The sequence below is a fragment of the Streptomyces sp. NPDC037083 genome, assembly GCF_055606485.1.
Genome location: NZ_JBVJSQ010000013.1, coordinates 115,364 through 139,046, shown reverse-complemented (window position 1 = coordinate 139,046; position 23,683 = coordinate 115,364). Strand labels below are relative to the sequence as shown.

22 protein-coding genes and 1 pseudogene are annotated in these 23,683 nt (G+C 73.0%); 10 read left to right on the top strand and 13 right to left on the bottom strand.

All coding sequences use genetic code 11. The annotated features are described in order from the left end of the window. Window positions 1–138: 138 nt before the first annotated feature. The 7 genes from ACZ7DE_RS30505 to ACZ7DE_RS30475 all read left to right on the top strand — a co-directional run bounded on the left by ACZ7DE_RS30505 (window position 139) and on the right by ACZ7DE_RS30475 (window position 5,145). Window positions 139–486: a MerR family transcriptional regulator gene (locus ACZ7DE_RS30505; protein WP_470766780.1), complete on the top strand. Its 348-nt coding sequence runs from the start codon at window positions 139–141 to the stop codon at window positions 484–486. Window positions 487–689: 203 nt separating this feature from the next. Next, window positions 690–1,115, top strand: coding sequence for an SRPBCC family protein (locus ACZ7DE_RS30500; protein WP_470766778.1), 426 nt, complete (start codon window positions 690–692; stop codon window positions 1,113–1,115). A 177-nt stretch (window positions 1,116–1,292) separates the two neighbouring features. Further along, window positions 1,293–2,957 carry a SpoIIE family protein phosphatase gene (locus tag ACZ7DE_RS30495; protein ID WP_470766776.1) on the top strand — a complete coding sequence of 555 codons (1,665 nt, stop codon included), beginning with the start codon at window positions 1,293–1,295 and terminating at the stop codon, window positions 2,955–2,957. After that, the gene (locus tag ACZ7DE_RS30490) at window positions 2,957–4,045 is read left to right on the top strand and encodes a cobalamin B12-binding domain-containing protein (RefSeq protein ID WP_470766775.1); all 1,089 of its coding nucleotides are present in this window, start codon (window positions 2,957–2,959) and stop codon (window positions 4,043–4,045) included. Before ACZ7DE_RS30495 ends, ACZ7DE_RS30490 begins: the two co-directional genes overlap by 1 nt. Next, the gene (locus ACZ7DE_RS30485; protein ID WP_470766773.1) at window positions 4,042–4,458 is read left to right on the top strand and encodes an STAS domain-containing protein; all 417 of its coding nucleotides are present in this window, start codon (window positions 4,042–4,044) and stop codon (window positions 4,456–4,458) included. Before ACZ7DE_RS30490 ends, ACZ7DE_RS30485 begins: the two co-directional genes overlap by 4 nt. 70 nt (window positions 4,459–4,528) lie before the next feature. Further along, window positions 4,529–4,768: a hypothetical protein gene (locus tag ACZ7DE_RS30480; protein ID WP_470766771.1), complete on the top strand. Its 240-nt coding sequence runs from the start codon at window positions 4,529–4,531 to the stop codon at window positions 4,766–4,768. Beyond that, window positions 4,768–5,145 (top strand): fic family toxin-antitoxin system, toxin component, encoded by a 378-nt coding sequence (locus ACZ7DE_RS30475; RefSeq protein ID WP_470766770.1) that lies wholly within the window; start codon window positions 4,768–4,770, stop codon window positions 5,143–5,145. Before ACZ7DE_RS30480 ends, ACZ7DE_RS30475 begins: the two co-directional genes overlap by 1 nt. Window positions 5,146–5,183: 38 nt before the next feature. Here ACZ7DE_RS30475 and ACZ7DE_RS30470 read toward each other — a convergent pair whose 3' ends face one another. The 9 genes from ACZ7DE_RS30470 to ACZ7DE_RS30430 form a co-directional block, all read right to left on the bottom strand. Beyond that, window positions 5,184–5,573: a VOC family protein gene (locus ACZ7DE_RS30470; RefSeq protein WP_470766768.1), complete on the bottom strand. Its 390-nt coding sequence runs from the start codon at window positions 5,571–5,573 to the stop codon at window positions 5,184–5,186. A gap of 176 nt (window positions 5,574–5,749) precedes the next feature. Continuing rightward, the gene (locus ACZ7DE_RS30465) at window positions 5,750–6,577 is read right to left on the bottom strand and encodes a methyltransferase (protein ID WP_470766766.1); all 828 of its coding nucleotides are present in this window, start codon (window positions 6,575–6,577) and stop codon (window positions 5,750–5,752) included. Between the two features lie 234 nt (window positions 6,578–6,811). Next, window positions 6,812–7,948: a C40 family peptidase gene (locus ACZ7DE_RS30460; protein ID WP_470766764.1), complete on the bottom strand. Its 1,137-nt coding sequence runs from the start codon at window positions 7,946–7,948 to the stop codon at window positions 6,812–6,814. After that, complete coding sequence (locus ACZ7DE_RS30455) at window positions 7,945–8,535, bottom strand: RNA polymerase sigma factor (protein ID WP_470766763.1); 591 nt, start codon at window positions 8,533–8,535, stop codon at window positions 7,945–7,947. The genes ACZ7DE_RS30460 and ACZ7DE_RS30455 overlap by 4 nt, the downstream gene beginning before the upstream one ends. Before the next feature lie 59 nt (window positions 8,536–8,594). Next, entirely contained in the window at window positions 8,595–9,275 is a 681-nt protein-coding gene (locus ACZ7DE_RS30450) for a M15 family metallopeptidase (protein ID WP_470766761.1), read from the bottom strand. Between the two features lie 83 nt (window positions 9,276–9,358). Then, window positions 9,359–12,478, bottom strand: a complete 3,120-nt coding sequence (locus ACZ7DE_RS30445; protein WP_470766759.1) for an AfsR/SARP family transcriptional regulator — start codon at window positions 12,476–12,478, stop codon at window positions 9,359–9,361. Window positions 12,479–13,051: 573 nt separating this feature from the next. Continuing rightward, on the bottom strand, window positions 13,052–14,470 hold the full coding sequence (locus tag ACZ7DE_RS30440; RefSeq protein WP_470766757.1) for a DEAD/DEAH box helicase: 1,419 nt from the start codon (window positions 14,468–14,470) through the stop codon (window positions 13,052–13,054). Between the two features lie 286 nt (window positions 14,471–14,756). Beyond that, entirely contained in the window at window positions 14,757–15,671 is a 915-nt protein-coding gene (locus tag ACZ7DE_RS30435; RefSeq protein WP_470766755.1) for a phosphatase domain-containing protein, read from the bottom strand. Window positions 15,672–15,673: 2 nt separating this feature from the next. Next, a complete protein-coding gene (locus tag ACZ7DE_RS30430) occupies window positions 15,674–16,882 on the bottom strand; it encodes an RNA ligase (RefSeq protein ID WP_470766753.1) in 1,209 nt (402 codons plus the stop codon). A gap of 256 nt (window positions 16,883–17,138) precedes the next feature. Here ACZ7DE_RS30430 and ACZ7DE_RS30425 point away from each other — a divergent pair, with 256 nt between their 5' ends. Continuing rightward, window positions 17,139–17,861: a VOC family protein gene (locus ACZ7DE_RS30425; RefSeq protein ID WP_470766751.1), complete on the top strand. Its 723-nt coding sequence runs from the start codon at window positions 17,139–17,141 to the stop codon at window positions 17,859–17,861. A 148-nt stretch (window positions 17,862–18,009) separates the two neighbouring features. Here the strand turns inward: ACZ7DE_RS30425 and ACZ7DE_RS30420 are convergent, their stop codons facing one another. Then, window positions 18,010–19,194 (bottom strand): MFS transporter, encoded by a 1,185-nt coding sequence (locus ACZ7DE_RS30420; protein ID WP_470766749.1) that lies wholly within the window; start codon window positions 19,192–19,194, stop codon window positions 18,010–18,012. 99 nt (window positions 19,195–19,293) lie between these two features. Here ACZ7DE_RS30420 and ACZ7DE_RS30415 point away from each other — a divergent pair, with 99 nt between their 5' ends. Continuing rightward, window positions 19,294–20,379: a DUF5937 family protein gene (locus tag ACZ7DE_RS30415; protein ID WP_470766747.1), complete on the top strand. Its 1,086-nt coding sequence runs from the start codon at window positions 19,294–19,296 to the stop codon at window positions 20,377–20,379. 192 nt (window positions 20,380–20,571) lie between these two features. On the opposite strand, the gene ACZ7DE_RS30410 is transcribed toward ACZ7DE_RS30415, so the two are convergent. From ACZ7DE_RS30410 to ACZ7DE_RS30400, 3 genes and pseudogenes are all read right to left on the bottom strand, one after another. Beyond that, entirely contained in the window at window positions 20,572–20,850 is a 279-nt protein-coding gene (locus ACZ7DE_RS30410; RefSeq protein WP_470766745.1) for a GlsB/YeaQ/YmgE family stress response membrane protein, read from the bottom strand. Between the two features lie 255 nt (window positions 20,851–21,105). Further along, a pseudogene (locus ACZ7DE_RS30405) lies at window positions 21,106–21,600 on the bottom strand (AI-2E family transporter); the annotation flags it as partial. 316 nt (window positions 21,601–21,916) lie between these two features. Next, the gene (locus ACZ7DE_RS30400; RefSeq protein ID WP_470766744.1) at window positions 21,917–22,816 is read right to left on the bottom strand and encodes a GNAT family N-acetyltransferase; all 900 of its coding nucleotides are present in this window, start codon (window positions 22,814–22,816) and stop codon (window positions 21,917–21,919) included. 403 nt (window positions 22,817–23,219) lie between these two features. Here ACZ7DE_RS30400 and ACZ7DE_RS30395 point away from each other — a divergent pair, with 403 nt between their 5' ends. Continuing rightward, window positions 23,220–23,669, top strand: a complete 450-nt coding sequence (locus ACZ7DE_RS30395) for a hypothetical protein (RefSeq protein WP_470766742.1) — start codon at window positions 23,220–23,222, stop codon at window positions 23,667–23,669. Window positions 23,670–23,683 lie beyond the last annotated feature (14 nt).

The following is a 23,683-nucleotide window of genomic DNA, read 5'->3' as shown; positions in this document are numbered from 1 at the left end:
CAGGCCCCCGCCTCCGAGGGGGAACAGAAAAAAAGAGAGGCGGCGGGGGGTGATGGGGGGGGTGTGGGGAGGGTTCGGGGTCGGGTACGGCCCCCCCCCCCCCGGGCCCCCCGACGCGTCTTTTGGAAGAAGAGGTCTATGCCCCCTCGCAGTACCCGTTCCGTCGCCCCCATCGACGACGACGACTATCCCGCCTACACGATGGGCCGGGCCGCCGAGATGCTCGGCACCACCCCCGCCTTCCTCCGCGCCCTCGGCGAACACCGCCTGATCACCCCCCTGCGTTCCGAGGGCGGCCACCGCCGTTACTCCCGCTACCAATTGCGCGTCGCAGGCCGTGCCCGCGAGCTCGTCGACCAGGGCACGCCCATCGAGGCCGCCTGCCGCATCGTCATCCTCGAAGACCAACTCGAAGAAGCTCAGCGCATCAACGAGCAACTGCGTGCCGGCGACGGCGAGCCGGAGTCCTCGAAGACCGCCACCTGATCAAGGCGTTCCGCGTCGAAGGGCGGCCTGAGGCTGCGGCCGCCCGCTCTGCCTGCGACCGACCGCCCTTGCGGGCCCGCGCTGCCCCGCGGGCCCGCAAGGGCCGTCGCCCCCTCTCACCGTGTGCGCCGCCTCGGCGTGGGTATCCGCTTCGCACTGCACGCGTCGGGTCGGCCGTGAACCGGCCGGGAGAGAGGTAACCCATGTCCGCATCCCTGGTGGAGACCGTCGATGTCGAAGCCCCCGTCGGCGTCGCGTGGGCACTGTGGAGCGATGTGACGCACTGGCCGTCCTTCCTGAGCCACGTACGCCTGGTCGAGAGGCTGGACGACCGCCGCTTCGCCTGGCAGCTGGAGCTGCCGGGCGCCACCAAGAACTTCGTCGCCGAGCTGACGGAAGTGATCCCCCAGGACCGCATCGCCTGGCGCACCGTGGAAGGCGTCGATCACGCGGGTGTGGTCACCTTCCATCGCCTGAGCGAGACCTCGAGCCGGGTGACCCTGCAGATCGAGTACGACCCCAAGGGGTTCGTCGAGCATCTCGGCGCGCTCACCAACCTCGACTCCGCGCTCGCCAACTACGACCTCGGCGAGTTCCAGAAGCTGGCCGAGACGGCGGCAGCGTCCTGACCCGACCGAGTGGCGCGCCGGCCGGTGCGGAAGGGCCGTCGTCCGGGCGTACGCGGGGAAGTTGTGTGGATTTGGGTAGGGCGTTGCACGGGACCAGCGGATGAGAGATGGTTGCCGGACGGCAATTCTTCCCGAACGGCAGAGAGGTGGTGGGGTGCGCTCCGCGTTCCCCGGCCTGTGACTTCTTCTCCGGGTATTTCCGAGCGTCCGCACGGCGGTGGCGTCGGCACGGCGTGGAGCGACGCCCCCTGTCCCGTCGTCGTGGTCGACGGCCGCGGGCGCATCGTCGACGCCAACGACGCGGCACGCGCCCTGTTCTCCCACGAAGCCGGCGGCGACTTCGCAGAGGGAGGCCTGCCGCGCTGGCTCGCGCAGGCCCACATCCGCCTGGAGTCGGCCTCGGCGCCGACGGGCGTGGTGTCGGGCGCGGTGGCGGACCGTACGTTCGAGGCGCATCCCTCACCCGGTGAGGACGGGAACGTGGTGTGGTGGCTGGTGGAGGACACCGACCTCCGCTCGGCCGAGCGGGCGCTGCGCAGCGAGCGCGAACGTGCGGCGCTGCTCGCGGACATCTCCGGCGCGCTGCTGTCGTCGCTGAACGTGGACCGGTGCACGGAGGTGACGGCGCGGATGGCCGCTGATCATCTGGCCGACGCGGCGGTCATCGTGGCGCCCTCCCAGGGGCGTCGCCACTCGCTGACATACGCCCAGGTGGGCGGCGCGGTCACCCAGACCGCGGCGCACATCGACCCCGGGTCGGTCCCCGGACTCGCGGAGGCCCTGCAGGGTTTCCCGCCGGTTCCCACACGGTGGATCGACCCGGACGACCTGCCGGACTGGGTCGTGCCGCCCGGCTTCGACGGACCGATCGGTTCGGTGATCGTCACTCCGCTGCCCGGGCACGGGGTGCCTGCCGGGGTGCTGATCCTGCTCCGCTCCAGCACGCAGCGCGCCTTCACGGACGGCGAGGAGGTCTTCGCCCGGCTGTTCGCCGCGCGGGCCGGTGCGGCCCTGTCGGCCGCCCGCCTGTACGCGGAACAGGCGTCCATCACGGCCACGCTGCTGCGGGAACTGTTGCCGCCGCGGCTGGAACGGGTCCACGGAGTGGAGTACGCGGGAGCCTTCCGGGCGTCACAGGACCACGAACGCGTCGGCGGCGACTTCTACGACGTCCACCCCGGCGCCGACCCCTCGAAGGAGACGTTCGTCGTCCTGGGCGATGTGGCCGGCAAGGGCCTGGAAGCCGCCGTGCTGACCGGCAAGATCCGCACCGTGCTGCAGGCCCTGCTGCCCCTGTCCGGCGACCACCAGCAGGTCCTCACCCTCCTCAACGACGCACTCCTGAACTCCCACAACACCCGCTTCGCGACCCTGGTGCTGGCCTCCGCCCGGCGCCGGGCGGGACAGGTGGAGCTGCGGCTGACCAGCGCCGGGCATCTCCCGCCGCTGATCATCCGCGCCGACGGGCGAGTGGAGGAGGCCGCCACCAGCGGCACGCTGGTGGGTGCGCTGCCCGACATCACCGTGCGCAGCGTGGACGTCGTCCTCACGCCGGGGGAGACGTGCCTGCTGTACACCGACGGGATCACCGAGGCCCGCGGCGGACCGCTGGGCGACCAGCTCTACGGAGAGGCCCGGCTGCAGGCCGCGCTGCGGGAGTGCGCGCGGATGCCGGCCGACGCCGTGGTGGAGCGCGTGCAGATGCTGGTGGCGCAGTGGCTGGGCGAGGGCCGGCACGACGACCTGGCGACCCTCGCGATCACCAACCCCGCCAGCGGCCACGGCGCGCTGCGCATCGTCGACGGGCGCGGTGACAGGCAGCCGCGCCGGGAGGAGCAGTGATGGCGGGCGCCGGAGCCGGCACAGAGCCGGCAGGGCTGTCGGATGGGCTGTGGGCCGCCGTGATCGGCCGGGACGAGCCGACGGCGGTGCGGATGGTGTCCGAGGCGGCCGATGCCGGCGCGGACGAGGAGACGCTCCTGCTGGACGTCGTCGCCGGAGTGCAGCGCCGTGTGGGAGTCGAATGGGCCGCGGGCCGGATCAGTGTGGCGGAGGAACACGCGGCCAGCGCGATCACCGACCGGGTCCTCGCCGCTCTCGCCCACCGCCACGCCGAGGTGTCCGGGCCCGGTGAGCGCGGGCGGCGGATCACGGTGGCATGCGTGGACGGCGAGTGGCACTTCCTTCCCGCCCGGCTGCTGGCCGAAGTCCTCACCCGGCGAGGCTGGCGGGTGGACTTCCTCGGCGCCCACACCCCCACCGCGCATCTCGTCGCGCACGTGCACCAGACCAACCCGGTCGCCGTTCTGCTGTCGGCCTCGATCCCCACCCACCTGCCCGCCGCGCACAAGGCGGTGACCGCAGTGCAGTCCCTCGGCATCCCCGTCATGGTCGGCGGCGCCGCCTTCGGCCCGGGCGGCCGCTACGCGCGCCTCATCCAGGCGGACGAGTGGGCCCCCGACGCCCGCGCCGCGGCGAACCGCCTCGCGCAGGGCCTCACCGCCCCCCGGACGAGCCAGCGGCACCAGATCGACGATCTGCCCCACCTCGCCGACCAGGAATACACCCTCATCAAGAACAGCCGCACCACCCTGGTCCGGCAGTGCCTGACCGCCCTGGACGAGCGCTGGCCGGCCATGCGCTCCTACACCGACGCCCAGCGTGAACGCACCGCGGAAGACCTCGCCCACATCGTGGACTTCCTGGCCACCGCCCTCTACGTCGACGACGTCGCCCTGTTCACCACGTTCACCGCCTGGACCGTGGACATCCTCGCCGCCCGCCGGGTCCCGGCCAGTAGTCTGAGCCTCGGGCTGAGCATCCTGGCCGAGCAGTTGCACGACTTTCCCCGCGCTCTGACCTTCCTCGACAAGGCCGCCGACGCCCTGCCCGTGACACCCATGCACCCCGGCACAGGAATCACCGCATGACCCACTACCAGCCGACCGAGTTCTCCGTGGCCGTCCACGCCGCCGACGCGCACACGCTGCACATGGCGATCCACGGAGACCTCGACTACGACACCAGCGGCGAGTTCACCGACACGGTGCACGCGACGCTGGACGCGCACACCGAGCACCACGGCCCGACCCTGCGCAACCTGCACCTGGACTGGGCGGAGCTGAGCGCCTTCGACTCCAGCGGGCTGTCCGCCCTGCTCGGCCTGCGTCGCCGCACCCACCCCGCCGGAATCCGCCTGCACCTGGACCACCAGCCGGACTTCATGCTCCGCATGCTCCAGGTCACCGGCATCGCCGACCATCTGACGCAGCGGCCGCGCACCGCGGACCACCCGCCCTCGACGGCCGCGACCGGCGACGCCGAGTCGGCCCCCCTGCGCTGACCGTCCCCCCGTCGAGTACGGCGGGCCGGACCCCCGGCCCTCCCGTGGTACCAGCTGTTACCATCGAGGAATGGCGAAGACGCAGAGGGGCTGGCGGGTCGACGACGAGATCGCGGAACTGGCGACGGCCAGGGCCAAGGACCGGGGCATGAGCGTCGGCGACTACCTCGCGGCCCTGGTCCGCGAGGACGTCGAGGGAATGCGCCGGCGCGGCCTCGACGCGGCGAAGCGGTTCCTGGACGAGCACCGGACGGTCTTCGACGAGGCCGAGGAAGCCGACCGTCCCTCCTCGGCGGCCCACGCCGCGTAATGGACCTGCACATCGACGTCCCCTGGATCCTGCAGGTCGCGGAGATCGCGGGCGCGGCGGATCCCGCTCCCGACGACTACGGGGTGCCGGTGGCCGCGGTCGCCTGCCACCGAGCCGAACTGCTGGAGACCCCCGTCTACGAGGGGCCCTACGCCCGCGCCGCCGCGCTGGTGCACGTCCTCGGACGCTGCAGGTGGCTGGAGCGCTCGAACATGGCCGTGGCGGCCGCCACCGGCGTCATGTACCTGGAGGCGTCCGGTATCCCGGTCAAGCCCACGCGCGACGACGCGGTGGCCCTGCGCGACATGCTGCGCGACCCCTCCTGCACGTCCGGAAGGATCGCCGGCCTGCTGCGTACCTGGCCGCAGGCCGGCTGAACCGCCTCGCGACGGGCCCCGGCCCCCGGCCGGCGGGTCTACTCGCTGTGGACGATCTGGATCAGGTTGCCGCAGGTGTCGTCCAGGATCGCCGTGGTGACCGTGCCCATCGCCAGCGGCTCCTGGGTGAAGCGCACCCCGAGCGCGCGCAACCGGTCGAACTCCGCCCGTACGTCGTCCACGGCGAAGGCGGTCGCGGGAATGCCGTCCTGGGCCAGTGCCCTCTTGTAGGGCTGCACCGCGGGGTGGCCGGAAGGCTCCAGCAGCAGTTCGGTGCCGTCCGGATCCTCCGGCGAGACCACGGTCAGCCACCGGTCCTCGCCGCCCAGGGGGACGTCGTGCTTCTTCACGAAGCCCAGCACGTCGGTGTAGAAGCGCAGGGCCCTGTCCTGGTCGTCGACGAAGACGCTGGAAAGATGGATCTTCATGGGGTGCTCTCCCGTGCCTCGCGCCTGAGCCACCGGGTCGCGATGCGCTCAAGCTCAAGTGGTTCGGTGTTCGGACCGTGGAACATATAGCGGTCCCGGCGCCGCGGGACCACCAGGCCCGCCGGTGCGACTGCCGGAGCCGGGCAACTCGGGCACGACCGGCGGCAGACGGGCGGTCATCGCGCGCCCTCCCCGGGCCTCCACCCCCAGACCGTGAGCATGCCGGCCGACAGCGCCGCGCAGTCGTCGGAGTCCAGGTAACGGACCGCCGCGTCCACGGCCGTGTCGTCGACGAGTCCGGTGGCGAGCATCGCCGCTCGGCTCCTCTCCCAGGTGTCCGCCCAGAAGCGGCTGATGGGACTGCCCGGCAGGAGCGGCGGGACATGGACCTCTGCGGCGACGGAGGTGAGCCCCGCCCCCCGCAGCAGCTGCGGGTACGACGGGACCCACGAGACGTCGGTGCCGATGGTGGCCCGCAGCCCCTGCCACATCGCCCGCATCACCGCGCTGTACGGCGTGCCGGGCGTGCGGTCGCTCGTCAGGTCCAGCGCGTCGCCGAGCACCAGCACACCGCCGGGCGCGACGAGTTCGGCCAGTGCCGTGACCATGCGTTCATGTTCGGGCAGGTGCATCAGCACGAAGCGGGCGTGGACGAGCGAGAACGGGCCCGGAACGGAGTCCGGGTCGGTGATGTCGGCCTCCAGCACGTCGAGCCCGGGCGTCGGCCGCGCGCCGAGGAAACGTACGTCGCGGTCCACGGCGAGGACGCTCGCCACCCCCGCCTCCTCCAACAGCCGGCGCGAGACCGTGCCCGTGCCGGCGCCCACGTCGAGGCAGTGCCACCCCGGTCCCACCCCGAGTGCCCGCAGCCGCGCCATGGTGACGTCGTCGTAGGCGAGCGCGCCGAAGTCGATGCGCTCGCCCTCGCCCGCCTGTTCGGGACGGAAGACGGCTTCGCCGTAGCGGCCGCCGCCCGGCGGGTCCCCTCGCCGACCGCCGGTCATGACGCGGTCGGCGCGGCGACGGGGATGTCGTCCTCGACGCGCTGCCGGACCTGGTCGGCAAGGCACTGGAACGGCGGGCGGGCGAGCAGGTTCACAGGCGGCCTCTTCACGCGGTGGGCGGTGCCGGGCGGCTCGTCCCGAGGCGCCGCCCCCGCGATCCTCCATCAGCTCCCGCCCGCCCGGCCGAGGCGCGCCGCGCCTGAGCCGAACGGGCGTGGGGTCGTGACCGGATGTTCAGCAGGTGGGTACGTCGGACAGCCAGGCGGGGCCCTTGATGTAGATGTTGGTCAGCCAGGAGCCGTCGGTCAGCTTGGACCAGGCGTCGTTGGTGTAGCCCTCCGCCGTCACTTCCTGGGCGTGGGCCTGGCACACCACGTTGACCGTGGTCGGTTGCGCGAAGTAGTCCACGACCGCGGCGTTGACGTTCGGCTCGCTGTGCGTGCGCACCCCGGTGCCCCAGGTCTGGTGCGCCCTGCTGCCGCCGGTCGGCGGCGGGGTGCTGCTGCCGCCGCAGTCCGGAACGCCGGGGAGCTCGGCCGGGCCCTTGATGTAGATGTTGGTCAGCCAGGAGCCGTCGGCCAGCTTGGACCAGACGTCGTTGGTGTAGCCCTCGGCGGTCACGGTCTCCGCGTGCTCCTGGCACTGGACCGACACCTGCGTCGGACCGGCGAAGGTGGTCACGACCGAGGAGCGCACGCTCGGCGAGGAGTGGGTGCGCACGGCCGTGCCCCAGGTCTCGAACGTGGTGCCGCCGTTGGCGGGCGGCGGGGTCGGCGTCCCGGAGCCGTTGATCCGGATCGCCCCCGCGTAGTCGCCGCCGGTGCGCACCGGCGCGACCCGGATGCGGGTGCCCGACTCGTACGCCTCGACCATCTGCCCGTCGCCCAGGTACATGGCGACGTGGTGGATGTGCCCCGCGCCCCAGAACATCAGGTCGCCCGGCAGCAGCGGGGCGCTGCCCTGGGCGGCGGAGAAGCGGGCGGAGGCCTGCGAGCTGTGGAACTGGTCGTCGGACGTGCCGTTGAGCAGATCCTTGCCGGTCGCCCGGTAGTACGCGTAGCGCATCAGGCCGGAGCAGTCGAAGCCCTTGCGCTCGTTGTCGTGCGCGCTGTCGGGGTCCGAGCCGTCGTAGTAGCCGTAGGTGGCGCCCGGCGTCGGGCCGTGGCCGCCGCCCCAGCTGTACCAGACGCCGATCTGTGAGCAGGCCGCGGACACGGCGGCCTGCGCGGTGGCCGAGGAGCCCGGCGCGAGGACCCCGCAGGAGGCGTCCGGTGCGGCGTGCGCAGGGGCGGAGAAGAACGCGGAGAGGGCCAGCACCGAGGCGCCCAGGAGCGCGCCGCTGGTCGGGCGGCGCGTGCTGGTGATCTTCAAGGACTCTTCCTTCGTCGTCGTGACGTCACCGGCACCTCCGGGGACGGCGGAGCGGGACGTCCCGTGCCGCACCCACCCCCGTGGGATGCGACACGGGACCGGTGGGCCAGCGCGGCGCGCATCTTGGCCAGGCCCCGCATGCGGTGGCGCTGGACGGTGCCGCGGTGCGCGCCGAGCCGCTGCCCCGCCGTGTCGTGGCTGAGACCCTCCAGGTCCACGAGGATCACCGCGGCCGCCTCGTAGACGGCGAGTCCGCCGTCCCAGCCGGTCTCGGGCAGCCGGTCCGTGGCCTGCTCGCGCCGAGAGGGGCGCGTCCAGGAATCGCGGAGCAGGTGGGCGGCGACGGCACAGGTGTAGGCGTACGGATGCTGTCGCTGTGCCAGGTTCCGGGCGCGGGCCCGCCGCGAGAGCCGTAGATCCGTCTCCTGGAGCAGGTCGTCGGCGGCGTGCGGGTCGCCCGTCGGCGCCAGGAGCCGTCGGCGCAGCCGCGGCATGTCGGCCGTGAACGACGCGTCGAACTCTCCCGGGCTCATGCCGGCGTCGCCCGCACGCGTCGGCGGTGGACAGGACGCGTTGCTGAACTCCACTTCTCTTCCCCCTCGATCAGCTGTGTCGTCGTGCCGCGCCGGGCCCTGCCCGCAGCTGGTCAGGCCGTCGAGCGGGGCGGGGCGACGGGGCCGTAGCGGGCGGCCGGCGCCTTGCTCAGCAGGGCCCAGTACCGGTCGCCGTACGACCAGTGCCACCACTCCGTCGGGTAGTTGACGAAGCCGCTCGCCATGAGGGCCCGGGCCATCAGCTCCCGGTTCGCGCGCGCCTCCGCGTCTATGCCGGGGGCCTCGGTGCGGCAGGCGCCCGCGCTCTCCTGCGGAGTGGCGTTGACCTCCGTGCCCAGCGGCAGCTCCCGGCCGTCCCGGTCGCACAGCGTCAGGTCGACCGCCCCGCCGCTCACGTGCGGTGCCACCTCCGGCGGGGATATGTAGGCGCTCGCCAGCTCGCGGATCCGCTCGGACGTCGCGTACGGGTGCGCCCGCCGCATCGTCGCCGCGTACTCCTCGAAGTAGCGCCGCTGGAGGTCCGGCGGCCGGTACCCCTCCACCACCAGGAACCGGACACCGGCCGGCAGCAGGCGCTGCGCCCGGACGAGCCGCCGCAGCACGCCCGACCGCAGATGGGCGTAGCTGCCGTCGTCGTCGGACTGCCGGTGATCGAGGCGCAGGTGATCGAGGCGCAGATCGCCGGCGCCGCGCACGTCGACCAGCGGCTCGCCGCATTCGTCCTCCGCGACCGCGGCGACCCGCGGGTCCGAGAGCGTGATGATGTCCGACACGAGAACAGCGTCCCCGGCGCCGCTGCAAATGCTCTGCAGGTCGCCTGCAAGCAGCCGGACGGGAATTCCGCGGCGGGTACCGGCTACCCGCCGCCGTCGGCTCGTTCCCGGGCCTCGCGGGAGTCCAGCTCACGGAAGACGGCGGTCGCTTCGGACCGGGCGGCACGTGCCCTGGCCTCGTCGCCGTCCGCCGCCCACACCTCGGCCAGGTCCCAGGCCGTGCGTGCCCGCCACAACGGCAGCCGCATTGCCTCCCAGCCCGCCAGCGCCTGCTCGAGCGGCTCCCGGGCACGGTCGAACTCGCCGGCGGCCAGGTGCCGTTCGCCGAGGGTGCGCAGCACCAGCGTCTCGCCGAACCGGTCCTGTCGGTCCCGGGCCACCTGCAGACACCGGACGAGACGGTCGGCCGCCTCCGCCGGCCGGCCCTGCCGCAGCTCCACCTTGGCCAGCGACTGCTCGGTGTACAGCACGCCGAAGGTGTCCCGCAGTTCGGTGAAGAGCCGCAGTGCGTCGCGCAGGACACGCTCGGCCTCCGCGAGGGCCCCCTGCGCACGGTGGCACAGGGCCAGCGACCGCAGGGTGAGCGCCTCGCCGTGCCGGTCGCCCTCCGCGCGGTACAGCTCCAGTGCCCGCGAGAGCGCCTCCCAGGCCTGCGCCCCGCGGCCCTGTTCCCGGTGCACGTAGCCGATGCCGTACAGCACACGGGCCCGGGCGCCGCGGTCGGCGTCGTGCGGCCCGTACCTGTCGAGCGCCGCGTGGAGCAGCTCGAGCGCCTCGGCGTAGCGGGCCTGTTCGCGCCGGGCCGTGCCCATCCCCGCGAGCGCCAGCGCCGCCCCCTGCGAGGGACCGCCGCGCTCCTCGAACAGACGCAGGGCGTCGGCGAATCGAGCGTACGACTCCTCGAACTCGTCCTGCTCGTAGCGCAGTTGCCCCAGACCGGTGAACAGCCACGCCTCGCCCTCGCTGTCCCCGCTGCGCCGCACCGCCGCCATGGCCGCGGCGTGCGAACGCGACCAGGCGTCGAACTGGTTGTACAGCGCGGCCGAACTCGCGATCAGCGCCCCCGCGAGGTCCCGGGCGGGCCGGTCCAGCCCGTGGTCCGCGCAGTACTCCACCGCCGCCAGCACGCAGGCCTGTTCGGCGGCGAACCAGGCCGCGGGCCGCTCCAACAGCGCCTCCTCGGTCTCCGTGCCGAGGGGATGTACGGCCGCCGGCTGCGGGAAGTACCTGGCCGCGCCGCCCGGGCCCCGGGCGGCCGCCTTCTGGGCCAGGCCGAGCCAGCACGCCACCAGCCGCAGCACGGCAGCCTCACGCTGCTCGGCGCTCTCCTCGGACAGACAGCGCTCGCGCGCGTGCTCACGGGCCAGATCGTGGATGCGGTAGCGGTTGCGGCCCGTGTCGTCCACGCCGATCACGTCGATGAAGTGGCAGTCCACCAGCCGCTCCACCGCCTCCTCGGCGTCGTCGGCGTCGATGTCCAGCAGGGGAGCGGCGATCCAGCCCGCGAAGTCGGGCAGGTCGAGCAGGGCCAGCCGGCGCAGCGCCCGGCGCTCCTGCGGATCCAGGTCGGCGTAGCCGAGCTCGAGGCTGGTACGCAACTCCAGATCTCCGGCACGCAGTTCGTTCAGTCGGCGCCGTTCGTCGCGAAGCCGGCCCGCGAGTTGCGACGGCGCCCAGTGCGGGCGGGCGGCCAGCCGGGCTCCGGCGATGCGCACGGCCAGCGGCAGCCGTCCGCACAGCGAGACGATCTCCGCCGCCCGTTCCGGCTGTGCGCTCGTGCGGTCCCGGCCCGCCACGCGCCGCAGGAGATCGAGCGCCTCCTGCGCGTCCGGCACGGTCAGGTCCAGGTGGGCGGCGCCTTCCAGGGCCACCAGCCGACGGCGGCTGGTGACGAGCACCGCCGAGCCGGGGCCCGGCGGCAGCAGCGGGCGCACGTGCGCTTCTCCGGCCGCGTTGTCGAGGATCAGCAGGATGCGCCGGTGCCCGATGTGTGTGCGGTACAGCCCCGTCAGCTCCTCGACCGAGCCGGGCAGCGTCTCGGGGTCGGCGCCCATGGCCCGCAGGAGCCGGGCGAGCGCGTCGGCCGGCTGCAGCGGAGCGGTGTCGGCGGCCCGCAGGTCCAGGAACAGGTGGCCGTCCGGGAAGAGTTCGGCGGTCCGGTGGCCGACGTGCACGGCCAGCGCGGTCTTGCCGGTGCCGGAGCGGCCTGAGATCACGCCGACCGGCGGCGCGGTGCGATCGGCCTCGTCGACTTCGCGCACCAGGGCGGTGGCCCAGTCGATCTGCTCCGAGCGGCCCACGAAGTCGGCGATGTCGGGCGGCAGATGGGACGGGGCGGGTCCCTGGCGCACACCCCGCCCGTGCGTCGACGCGGCGGGATCCGAGGCCGCCCGGGCCTGCACGGATCCGTCCGGCGCCGGTGTCGGCGCAGGCGGCCGGGAGCCCGTGCCCAGCAGCGCCGGGTCGTTGGTCAGCACGGCCCTGTGCAGCGCCCGGAGTTGCGGGCCCGCGTCGATGCCCAGTTCGTCGCGCAGGGCCGCGCGCCCCTCCTGGTAGGTGCGCAGCGCGTCGGAGACCCGGCCCGTGCGGAAGAGCGCGGTCATCAACTGGCCGCGCGGCCGCTCCCGCAGCGGGTGGGCGGCCACGTGCGCGAGCAGCGGCGCGATCGTACGGTCCGCCCGCCCGAGCGCCAGTTGCAGACCGAAGGACTCCTCCTGGGCGACGAGGCGCAGTTCCGCCAGCCGCGCCGCCTCGATCCGGGCGAACGACTGGCCGAGGCCTTCGAGGGCCTCCTGGCCCCGCCACAGACCGAGCGCCGTGGCCAGCAGGTCGGCGGCCTCGTCGGTGCGGCCACGGGCTGCCGACGCCCGTCCCGTCGTGAGCAGTTGCTCGAACCGGCGCGCGTCGACCTGGGACGGGTCGAGTTCGGCGAGGTAGCCGGGCGGCCGGGTCCGGATCGTGTCGGCCGCGCCGACGCGGGCCAGCGCCCGGCGCACGGCGGAGACATGGGTGGCGACCAGGGCGCCGGCGGTCGCGGGAACCTTATCGTCCCAGACGTGGTCCACGAGACGCTCGGTGGAGAGCACCTGCCCGAGATGGACGACGAGCGCGGACAGCACGGCCAGGGGTCTGACCCCGCCGAGCGGGGCTCGCCGGTCCCCTTCCCACACCTCGACCGGACCGAGTAGACGTACCTCGAGCATGAGTCCCCGATCGCTGTCCCGTTCCCGCACCGCGGAGCGCGACAACGATATCGGCGGACGCCGACGGAGAAGGCTCGGGCGCGGCCAGGCCTGGCCGGATCGGACCGGTGTGTGGACCGGCCGTGCCGATGACCTGACCGTCGACCGCAATCCGCGCGAGGCGCACGGCGGGGTTCCCGACACCGCCCTCGGGGTCCGGGACGCGGAAGCAGCCGGGTGACAGACGTCCGACTCGTCCGGGTGACGGCGCACACGAGGCGTTCGTATGCCCGTCCCGTCCGGCGGAAATCCGGCGCGGTGGGTGTCATACGAACGCGCTCCCCGGGGCGTCAACGTCTCGAAAACACCGCCCCGTTCGATCCGCGCCCCGGGAGGAGCCGGTGAAGCGCACCGGCGTTCCACTTCGGCCGGCCGTGACCGCCGTCGACGATCCGGCCCCGACCGCGCACTCCTCGGCGTCACCCCCGGCGCCGACGCCGACCGGGACGACGCCGCCGGGGCCGGAGGCCCGCACGGAAACGGTGGTGCGGGCTTGGACGTGCGGGTGTCGGCGGGTGGGGACGTGCGGGCGGGTCAGCGGCTCTTGCGTACCCGGGCCGCTGCCCGGGCCTCCGCGGCCTTGCGGGCGTCGGCGGCCTTGCGGGACTCCTTGGCGGGGCGGCCCGCGCGGTTGCCGAGGCCGCGGAAGGGGATGTTGCCCTCGCCCTTCTTCGTCCCGGCCGGCGGACGCTTCGCCCCGGTGATGGCCGTCAGCTTCTCCTCGCCGGAACGCACCTGTGTCACCGTGGGCCGGATCCCGGCCTGGGACATCATCCGGTTCACATCGCGCCGCTGGTCGGGGGTGACCAGGGTGACCACCCTCCCGGACTCCCCGGCGCGCGCCGTACGCCCGCCGCGGTGCAGGTAGTCCTTGGCGTCGGCGGGCGGGTCGACGTTGACGACGAGGTCGAGCGCTTCGATGTGGATCCCCCGGGCGGCCACGTTGGTGGCCACCAGCACGTTGATCCCGCCCTCCTTGAACTGGGCGAGCGTGTGCGTGCGCTGCGGCTGCGACTTTCCGCTGTGCAGCGCGGCGGCCCGTACGCCGCTGGCCCGCAGGTGGCGGGTGAACTGGTCCACGGCCGCCTTGGTGTCCAGGAACATCAGCACCCGGCCGTCCCGCGCGGCGATCTCGGTCGCGGTCGCGTACTTGTCGGCGCCGTGAATGTTCAGCACGTGGTGTTCCATCGTGGCGACCGAGCCCGCCACCTGGTCGACGGACACCGCGACCGGGTCGTGCAGGTGGTCGCGCACCAACTGGTCGACGTCGCGGTCGAGCGTGGCCGAGAACAGCATCCGCTGCCCGTCGGGGCGGACCTGGCCCAGAAGGTCCGAGACGTGCGGCAGGAACCCCAGGTCGCACATCTGGTCGGCCTCGTCCAGCACCGTGATCCGCACCTGGTTCAGATGGCAGTCACGGCGGGAGACCAGGTCGGTCAGTCGCCCGGGTGTGGCGACGACCACCTCCGCGCCGGCCCGCAGCGCCGCCTGCTGCCGGTTGATGGACAGGCCGCCGACCACCGTCGCCATGCGCACGTTCAGCGTCTGCGCATACGGCGCGAGCGCGTCGCTCACCTGCTGTGCGAGTTCCCGGGTCGGCACCAGGACGAGGGCGAGCGGCCGCTTCGACTCCGCCCGCAGGCCCGCCGTCCGCACCAGCAGGGCAAGACCGAAAGCCAGCGTCTTGCCGGAGCCGGTCCGCGCACGCCCCAGGACGTCGCGGCCGGTCAGCGCGTTGGGCAGGGTCGCCGCCTGGATCGGGAAGGGCTCGGTCACCCCCAGGCCGGTCATCGTGTCCACCAGCTGCGGCGGCAGCCCGAGCACGCCGAAGGACGCGGCCGGCGGCAGGCCCGGGGACGCCGACTGCGGCGTCGAGGGATCGTCCTGCGGCGCTGTCGCCCGCCGGAGCTCGCCGTCGTGGGGGAGTCCAGGCTCCGGCAGCTTCGCGTTCATGGGGAACCTTCCTGGTCTGACGCCCGGAACGCGCCGGGGCCCGTACCCGTTGGTACGGACCCCGGCGATGTCGAAGCGTGACCCCCAGTTTACCAGCGGGCCCCCGGACGCCCGGCGCTCCGGTCGTCCCGCGCCCCGCAGCGCCGGGCGGGGCAGGGCGGCGGGGCCTGGTGCAGCGGTCCGCCGTGGGGAGGGAGCCCCGATCGTCCGGGCGCACGGCAATCCGCCGGTCACAAGTTGCCGGTCTGAAGGTTTCGGTCAGAAGGTTCCGGTCAGGAACCACCGGTCAGAAGTTGCCGTAGTTGACCTGCCAGGTCGGCAGGCCCATACGGCGCCACACGGCGACGACGCGGTCGCGGTCGTCGAGGGAGACCCGTACCGCGAAGCGGTGGCGCACGTGCCGGTCGAAGAGCTCGGCCTTCACCACGTCGTCGCGGCGGCCGTCACCGGCGGCACGCATCCACAGCTCGTCGTAGGGGACCTCGTGCGCCCGCAGCCACGCCTCCGTCCGGGCGCGGTGCTCCTCACCGCGGCCGGAGAGCAGGACGATGACGTCGCCGTCGGCGCTGCGGAAGGAACGCAGCGCCCCGCGCACCGACACGTTGAGCAGGTCCTCCTCGCAGCGGGTGAAGTCGAAGGGACCCCGGGCGCCCCGGATGGCGAGCGTGCCGTCGATGTCGCACATGACCGCCGAGGGGAGCGCCGGGTCGGCGGTGTACGGCTCGACGGCGGGCTCGTCGTTCAGCCACTCCGCGGTGAGCCGCCAGCCGCCCCGCCTGGCCTGGGCGTGCTTGTCGGCGAGGATGCGGATGATCTCCTCGCCGACCGCTCGGTCCCGCTCGGCGTCGCGCCGCACGCACTCCTCCACCGGGACGTCGGTGAAATCGTGCACGACGAAGGTCGCCTGTCCCGCCACCGCTGCCTTGAGCCGCTTCGGGATGTGCGGCGTCAGGTGCGTGTTGTCCACCACGACGTCGAAGCCGTCGTCGACGGCCGCCCGCACCGCCGCGTCCTGGATCGCCAGCACGGTCTGCTCGTGCGCGTGCGAGCGGCCGCGCTCCGGCGCCGGGACGTCGAGCATGGCCCGAAGGTCGTCGAGGTTGACACGACGGGTCCGGCCCTCGGACGCCGCCTGCAGTGTGCGTGCGGCGGTCGTCTTCCCCGAGGCCGGAAGCCCCGTCATGACGTGTACTACGGGCACGGTCAGTTCTCCTCGTCGGTCTTGAACGGGTCGGACGCCTCCGGCCTGGCGGAACGATAGGTCACGAGCTCGGTCGGGCGGCCGTCGAGGCGCAGGAACATGGCCGGGCGCAGGTTCGCCTCGGGCAGCGCGTTCGCGGCGCGGGCGAAGGATCCCCGGTCGCCGGCGAGATGGGCCAGGGACCGGAACGCCTCGTCGATGGCGCGCTCACGGTCGGCCACCTGCTTCTCGATCCCCGCGACGACGTCGCGCACCCAGGCGTCGAACTCGTCGGGCACCTGTTCCAGCAGCGCGTCCAGGGGGCGGCCTCCGGACGCGTCGACGTCCTCGGCCGAGCAGCCGAGGGCCTGGGCCACCTGCTTGGCGGGCAGGCCGGCGAACCGCTGGATGCCGTGACCGCGCCAGATGTCGCGCTCGCTCACGCCGGTGAGCACCTTGTGCAGCCGGACGTACTCGGCGAGCTTGGCCTTGGCCCGTACACCCGAGGCGAAGCGCAGCACGAACCCCTCGGCCTCCGTGCCCGTGGCCGCCCGGCCGCCGGGCAGCCGGTTGGCCTCGGCCAGGGCCAGCAGTTCGGCCAGCGGCATCGCCGGCCAGACGGTGACGACGGACCCGATGCCATGCCAGTGGGGCGCGGCCTCGGCCAGAACGACCTCCGTGCCGTCCTTGGCGAACGCGGCCAGCAGCACCAGATCACGGCGCTCGCCGTAGTCGACGACGATCCGGTTCTGCGGGTACAGGATCTCCGCGAGGTAGGTCACCCCCGGTACGAGTCCGGACGTGTCCCTGCCGTCGAGCAGACGCTGCGCCCAGGTGGCCTGGGCGCTGATGAAGGAGCCCTTGGACGCGACCCGCCAGCGGCCGGCGTAGTGGAAGACCACCGCCAGGCTGCCGTCGACCTTGTCGTACACCTCGAACGGCTCGTCCGGGAGGCCGGGCGCGTACGGCTGACCGGCCTCGTGCTCGCCGACGTTGAAGAACTTCGGCAACGGAAGCGCGACGATCTCACCGGTGCCGTCGTCGGCCACGAGGCCGCGGCACCGGGTGGTCACCCGGTTCCACACCTGCTCGTACTGGCATGTCCTCGTGTACGTGTATATGGACAGCGGCAGTTCCGGGTGCGGCTTGCGCGTGACGTGCCCCGCGTCGAGCGCCGCCGCCAACTCCTGCGGCGGCAGCAGCTCATGAAGAGTCAGGTAGTCCTGGCTCATGTGTTCCTCCCCTTGGTGATGCCTGATTGTCACGTGGGGGGAGGGCCGGTGAACACCGGTTTTGTGCCGCCGGCCGGGTGCCGGGCGACGGATGACGGGCGATGGATGCCGGATGCCGGATGCCGGATCCGGGCGATGCTGCCCGCGCGAAACTCGGCTGCGGCTGACGGCGGCTCGCGCCTATGCTTCCGGTTCGCGGGATCGGCCGGGCGACCTGCCGACGGTGGTGGGCCAGTCGATCGGAGCTGTACGGGGAATGACTTCTCAACTGTTCGCGGTCTGCTTCGATGCGATCCAACCGGAGCGTCTCGCCCGGTTCTGGTCCGGGTTCCTGGGGTGGGAAGCGGTCGACGACCCGCACGACGGCGTCGCACTCCTGCCCAGCGACGACACGGGGTTCCGCATCCGTTTCCCTCCGGCCCGGGAGCAGAAGACCGTCCAGAACCGGATGCACTTCGACCTGACGAGTACCTCCCTGGAGGACCAGCAGCAGACGGTGGCACGGGCGCTGGAGCTCGGCGCGCGCCACATCGACGTCGGCCAACGCCCCGAAGAGGGCCATGTGGTGCTCGCCGACCCCGAGGGCAACGAGTTCTGCGTCATCGAGCCGGGCAACAACTTTCTTGCCGACTGCGGCTTCGTCGGAGCGCTGGCCTGCGACGGTTCGCAGGCCGTCGGCTACTTCTGGAGCGAAGCGCTGGGGTGGCCGCTGGTCTGGGACCAGGACGAGGAGACCGCGATCCGCTCGCCGCACGGCGGACCGAAGATCACATGGGGCGGGCCGCCCCTGATGCCGAGGGCCGGTGGGGACCGGGTGCACTTCGACCTCGCCCTGCCTGCCCGCGGTGACTGGCAGGCAGAGGTCGAGCGTCTGCTCTCCCTGGGCGCGACGCGCGTCGACACCGCTCGGAGCGAGGCCGGCCGGGTGGTGCTGGCCGACCCCGACGGCAACGAGTTCTGTCTCCTGACGCCCAGGTAGCGAACCCTCCGGCAGGCCACCCGGCCACGGGTGCGCGAGGCTCCCGGTCTCGCACCCGCCGTCACCCGCCGCCTGGTCGACCGGTTCACGCGGCCTGACGGCCATACCGCCGCGGCACCGCACCCAGGACGGCGATGTCCCCACGGGCTCATGGCGCGACTGCGGACGCGGAGAGCAGTGTCGCGGCGGCCAGGCTGCCCCACAGGGCGGCGGATCCGTAGGGGGCGAGTGCGGTGAGGGCCGCTGGAGAGACGGCGAGGCCGAAGCCGGTGGAGAGCTGGAAGCGGGCGAGGGCACGGCCCAGCGCGTGGGCCGGGGCGAGGGCGGTGACCAGCGCTGTGGCGCTGCCGGCGTAGATGATCTCGCCGAGGGTGCACAGGACGGACACCGCGGCGATGGCGGGGGTGGCCCAGCCGCCGCCCAGCGACGCGGCGACGAGAAAGCCGAGGTACGACACGGTCAGGACCACGCCGGCGAAAGCCAGCACGGCCTGCCGGGAGTAGCGGGACAGCAGGACGGTGATCGGCACCTGGAGAGTGACCACCAGCACCGTGTTGGCCACGAAGATGCCCGCCGACCAGACCGGGGACGCGTGCAGCTGCGTCACCAGGACCAACGGAAGGGCGATCTCGGGGACGTTGAGGCAGAACACGTAGATCACGTTGGCGGCGAGCAGCGCCCGCATGCCGTTCGCCGGCACGCCGTCCTCCTCCTGTGCCGCGTCCGCCGCCGGGTCCGTGCGAACACGGACCGACCAGGCCAGGGCGGCCGCCGCGACGTAGCTCAAGCCGGTGACGGCCGCCAGCGCCTGCAACGCCGGGGCGCCGCCCGCCAGACAGGCGGTTGCGATGAGCGCGCCGACGCCCAGGCCGGCGTTGCGCAGAGCGCGGCCCGCCGCGAGCGCCGCGTCCCGTTCCCGGCCGTGGGAGACCGTGGCCACCAGGGCGGCGTGGGCAGCGGGCCAGGCCTGGTTGCCGACGCCGAGGAAGAGCGCGGCCGTCGCGAACAGCCAGGGGTTTCCCGCCGGGGCGGCCAGCAGGAGTGCCGTGCCCACCACCCGCACCAGCATCGACGCCGCCACGGCCGTGCTGCGCGCACCCCGGTCCAGCCAGCGGCCGAGCGCGGGCATGCACACCAGCCCCGCGACCACGCCGACCGTCATCGCGGCACCGGTGAGCGGCGCCGACAGACGCAGCACGATCACGCCGTACAGCAGCAGGAAGGGCCGTAGCAGGCCGGTGCCGAGCGCGTCCACGGCCAGGGCGACGGCGTAGCGGGGGCCTCCGGAGGCGCGGACGAGGGCGCGGGGCCGGATCTTCGTGAGCGTGGGCATGGAGCACACGGTGCGTTCGGCCGCCCGGCGGGTCACGTCGGTTGACGGACTCCGTCAACCGACGCCGCAACGGGCCCTCCGGCCACCGATGATGAGGGGATGACGCTGCGCATCGACATCACCGGCCTGCCGTCCGACCGGTTCCGGTTCGCGGCCTCCCCGCTTGCCGAGCTGACCGCGATGCTGCACGTACTGGCCGTCCCCGGGCATCACCCGCGGTTCGCCGGCTGGGCCGCGGACGTCCGGGCAAGGCTGCGACCGGAGCTGGCCGAGCGACTGCGGGAGGCGGAGTTCCTCTGGCGTTCCTCGTGCGCCGACTTCCTGATCCCGGCCTGCCCCCGGCCGACCCTCGCCCAGGAGTTGGACGACGTCGACCGCATCGACGACGAGACCTACGTGACCGCCGCGCTCGTCACGACCTGTGGCGGCAGCCGGGTCGCCCTGGCCGCTCCGTCGCCCCTCGCCGACGCGGCCGCGCGCGAGCGGGCCATGGATCTGGCCCAGGCGCGCGGTGCGCTCCAGGAGGCCTTCGCGGAACGGCTGCTCGCCGACCCGGCCGCCGTGCGGGCGCGGGTGCGCGACACACTCCAACAGTGCGCCGAGGCGTTCTTCGACACCGCCTGGGCCGGTGTCGCCGCGCAGCTCGCCGCGGACCTGCGCCTGAAGACCGACCTGCTGGCGCGTCAGGGCGTCGGCGCGGCACTGGCGTCGGTCTCCGGGGCCGTCTCGCTGGCGCCGGACGGCGACTGCATCGTCGTGGACAAGCTCCAGGACAAGGCGACCGCCGCCAACGGCGTCGGCGTCACCTTCATCCCCAGCGTCTACGGACGCCCGCACCTGGTGGCGGTCCACGCTCCGGGGTGGCAGCCGGTGGTGCAGTACCCCGTGGCCGAGCCGAACCCGCCGGAGCCGGTGTCGCTGGAGACGGTCGGGCTACGGCTGGAGGCGCTCGCTCACCCGGTGCGGCTACGCCTCCTGCGCACCCTGGCTCGCGGCCCGCACACTCCCGGAGAGCTGGCCCATGTCTGGGAGCTGACTCGCCCCGAGGTCTCCCGCCACCTCGCCGTCCTGCGCCGCGCCGACCTGCTGACGGCCCGACGGCAGGGTCGCTACGTCCGCTACGCGCTCAACCTGCCCGCGATGACGGCGCTGGGGACGGACCTGCTGTCGGCCGTGCTGCGCTGACCGAACCGGTGCCGCGCCCCTACCCCCGATCCTTCCCGGCGGGCGCCTCTTCGCTGCGTCAGATCCGCCTCGCCTGCCCGATCCCCGGCCCCGGCCCCGGTGCGAGGCGGGAGACGCGGAAACGCCGGCGGCTCCCACCCTGCGAGCAGGGGGGAGCCGTCCAGGTGCCCGGAGGCGTGCAGCGTCAGCGCGTCAGGCGTGGCGGTGCGAGTGGCGGTTGCCGGTGACGAGACGGTAGAGGGCGAGCAGAATGAACGAGCCGACGATCGCCGCGATCCAGGTCGAGAGGTCGAAGAACCCGTCGATGGAGTCGACGCCGAAGATCACCTTGCCGAGCCAGCCGCCGAGCAGACCGCCGGCGACACCGATGAGCATGGTGACGATGATGCCGCCGGGGTCCTTGCCCGGCATCAGGGCCTTGGCGATTGCGCCGGCGAGCAGGCCGATGACGATCCACGCGATGATGCCCATGATGGGTCTCCTCTACGTCATGTAAAGACAGTGTTAGCTTCTCGTGTGCACCATCCGCGTCTGAACAAACGTCTCCGTGTCAAGTCCGTGATGGAACGATGAAAGACGGCGGCGTCGGGCCGCGGAGCATGTAGTGCATCCGAACCGCCTCCCCGTGGAGAAGTGGATGGTGGGCTCCCGTTCCGTGTTTCCCCCGAGCCGGGACGGGAGCCCACCCGCCGGTGCGGCGAGAGCGACGGCCGCACGAGCCCCGGCTCATTCCGCCGCACGGCCAGGTCCCCGCAGTGTCTGGTACACGGACCACACGACGGCCACCAGCGGCACTGCCACCACCGCGCCGATCACTCCTGCCGCGACCGCTCCGCCGACGACGGCGAGTGCCGCCACCACCGGGTGCGGCCGCACGGCCCAGCTCATCACGACGGGGTGCAGGACGTGGCCCTCGATCTGACCGATGACCACGATCAGGGCCACCACCAGCAGGGCGACCAACGGCCCCTTCGACGCGAGTGCGACGACGGCCGCGATCGCCGGCGCGATGGGCGAGCCGATCAGGGGGATGAAGGCGGCCAGGAACTCCAGCAGCGCCAACGGCACGGCGAGCGGCACTCCGAGAGCGAACAGCGCCGCGCCCACGAGGACCGCGTTGACCGACGCCAACAGCAGGATGCCGTGCGTGTAACCGGTGAAGGTCCGCCAGGCGGCCCGGCCCGCGTCCGTGAACTGCCGACGTGCCTCATCGGGGAGCTGGTCATGCCCGTACCACCGGCCGCCATTCCGATGGCGGTGCCCGTCGCGAGTTCCCCCGAAGGCCGGTAGCGGTCGGGTGAGACGGCAGACGGGCCCACGGACTCTGCCCACGGACTCGGGCGGAGTGGGCGGGCCCGACGGCGGTACACCGACCGTCCCCGCGCCGTCAGGCCGCTCAACTCCCTTTCGGCAAGCGCTTGGAGGGGCAGGAAGGCGGTCGGCCGGCGTGCGCCGTGAGCCGGTGTGCGCCGCCGGGCGCCGGCGAGCGGTCCGGCCCTGCCCCTGGACCGGACCGCTCGCCGCGTGCTGCTCCTCGCTAGGCCGAGCGACCAGCGGGGTGGAAGTTGATGCGCTCACTGACGACGGGGAAGCCGGCCTTGGCGAAGTTCGCGGCCATGGGGAAATTGCCCCGGTCCGTCGCTCCGCCGATGAACTCCGCGCCCTGCTCGACAAGGAAGTGGGTGCACTCCGCGAGGAGGTCGTAGGCGTGACCGCGACCGCGCTGTTCCGGGACGACTCCGATGAAGCCGATGGTCGGGCCGGAGGGGTTGTGGGCCGGGATGTGGATGCCGACCAGCTCGCCCTCCGGCGTGTACGCGACCTGCCACCACTCCCGTGGGGAGGGACACCAGTGGAAGAAGTCGATTTCCTCCTGGGCGGCCTGATCGAGGCCGCCCTCCTCGATGGCCTTGAGCGAGTGGGCGTCCAGGGTGACGGAGTGGATGCGACGCAACGCGTCGAAGAACACGGTGTCGTCGGGTTCGGCGCTGAAGCGCAGACGTCCGGGCCGCTCGGGCAGACCTCGCTCCGGGGTCCAGCGGTACAGGAAGCGTTCCACCAGGAGTTGGTACCCGGCGGCTCGTGCGGCGGCGAAGCGTGCCTGTGCGGCGGCGCGCACGTCGGGCTCGTCCCGCCAGCCGCCGGGCAGGTTGATCTCGAGTTCGACCTGCCAGGGAGCGGAGCGCAGGAGTTCGGCCCCGGCCTCCTCCTCGCCCTCGGCCACGTCGAACCAGTTGATGTTGACGGGCTCCGAGTCCTCGGGGCCGCCCCACCACGCGCCGCGTGCGACGACCCGGCCGTCGCGCAGGGCGACGTGTTTCCAGGCGGGGCGGAACCGGGTACGCCGATGGCTTTCAGCGGCACCCAAGGGGTCGGGGAGTGCGTCGAAGAGATGGGCGTCGCTCGCGGAGAGCGCGCGGATGACCAGACCGGTCATGGATTCCTCCGGGACAACTGCTGCTGGGAGCGCTCCCGGTCAGAACGGAACAACCACGCCGGGACAACGGAAAGGGAAGCGCTGGAAGGGTGTGAACCGCACGGCACTCGCCTCCTTCCGTCCGTCTCAGGGCGTGGAGCCCCACCGTATGTGATCTACCGCGGGGTGGACCACGGATTTTCGCGCCTCCTGACGCCGAGCGCTGTGGTGGCCGGGGCCCGGGCCTGCTCGAGTCGGCGGTCGGAGCGCGCGAGACGAGAGCGGAACGGCCGGCGCAGCCGACTGTCACATCCCCATGGCAGCCCGGTCACAGGGCTCCTTCGAACCGCCCCCTGCGGGGCCCCGCGCCGTGACCGCCGTGGCACCATGCTCCCTCAAGCACCACGTCCAGGGGGGACACACCATGCGCACCCGCGCCACCATCGTCACCGCAGCACTGCTCCTCGCCGCGCTGACCGCCTGCTCCTCGTCCGACGACGACGGCCCGGCCGCCAGCGACAACGGCACGCCCGTCGCCGAGCCCACCGTCAGCGTTCCCGCCGAGCACGAGGGCGACGACCTGAAGGCGGCCGTCGCGGTCTACACCGCCTCCTACTTCGCCGGTGACGCGGACACCGCCTACGGCATGCTGTCCGCGCGCTGCGCCAAGAAGACAAGCAAGGCCTCCTACGCGGGTGTCGTGAAGCAGGCCGCGGCCGACTACGGCGAGGACCACCCGGTGAGCGACGTGCAGGCGGAGGTGTCCGGCGCGATGGGGCGCGCGAGCTACAAGGTGACGGGGCTGCCGAAGTTCGACCAGCAGGCGCAGCCGTGGGCCCTGGAGGGTGACGCCTGGAAGTACGACGCCTGCTGATGACGGCGCGAGCG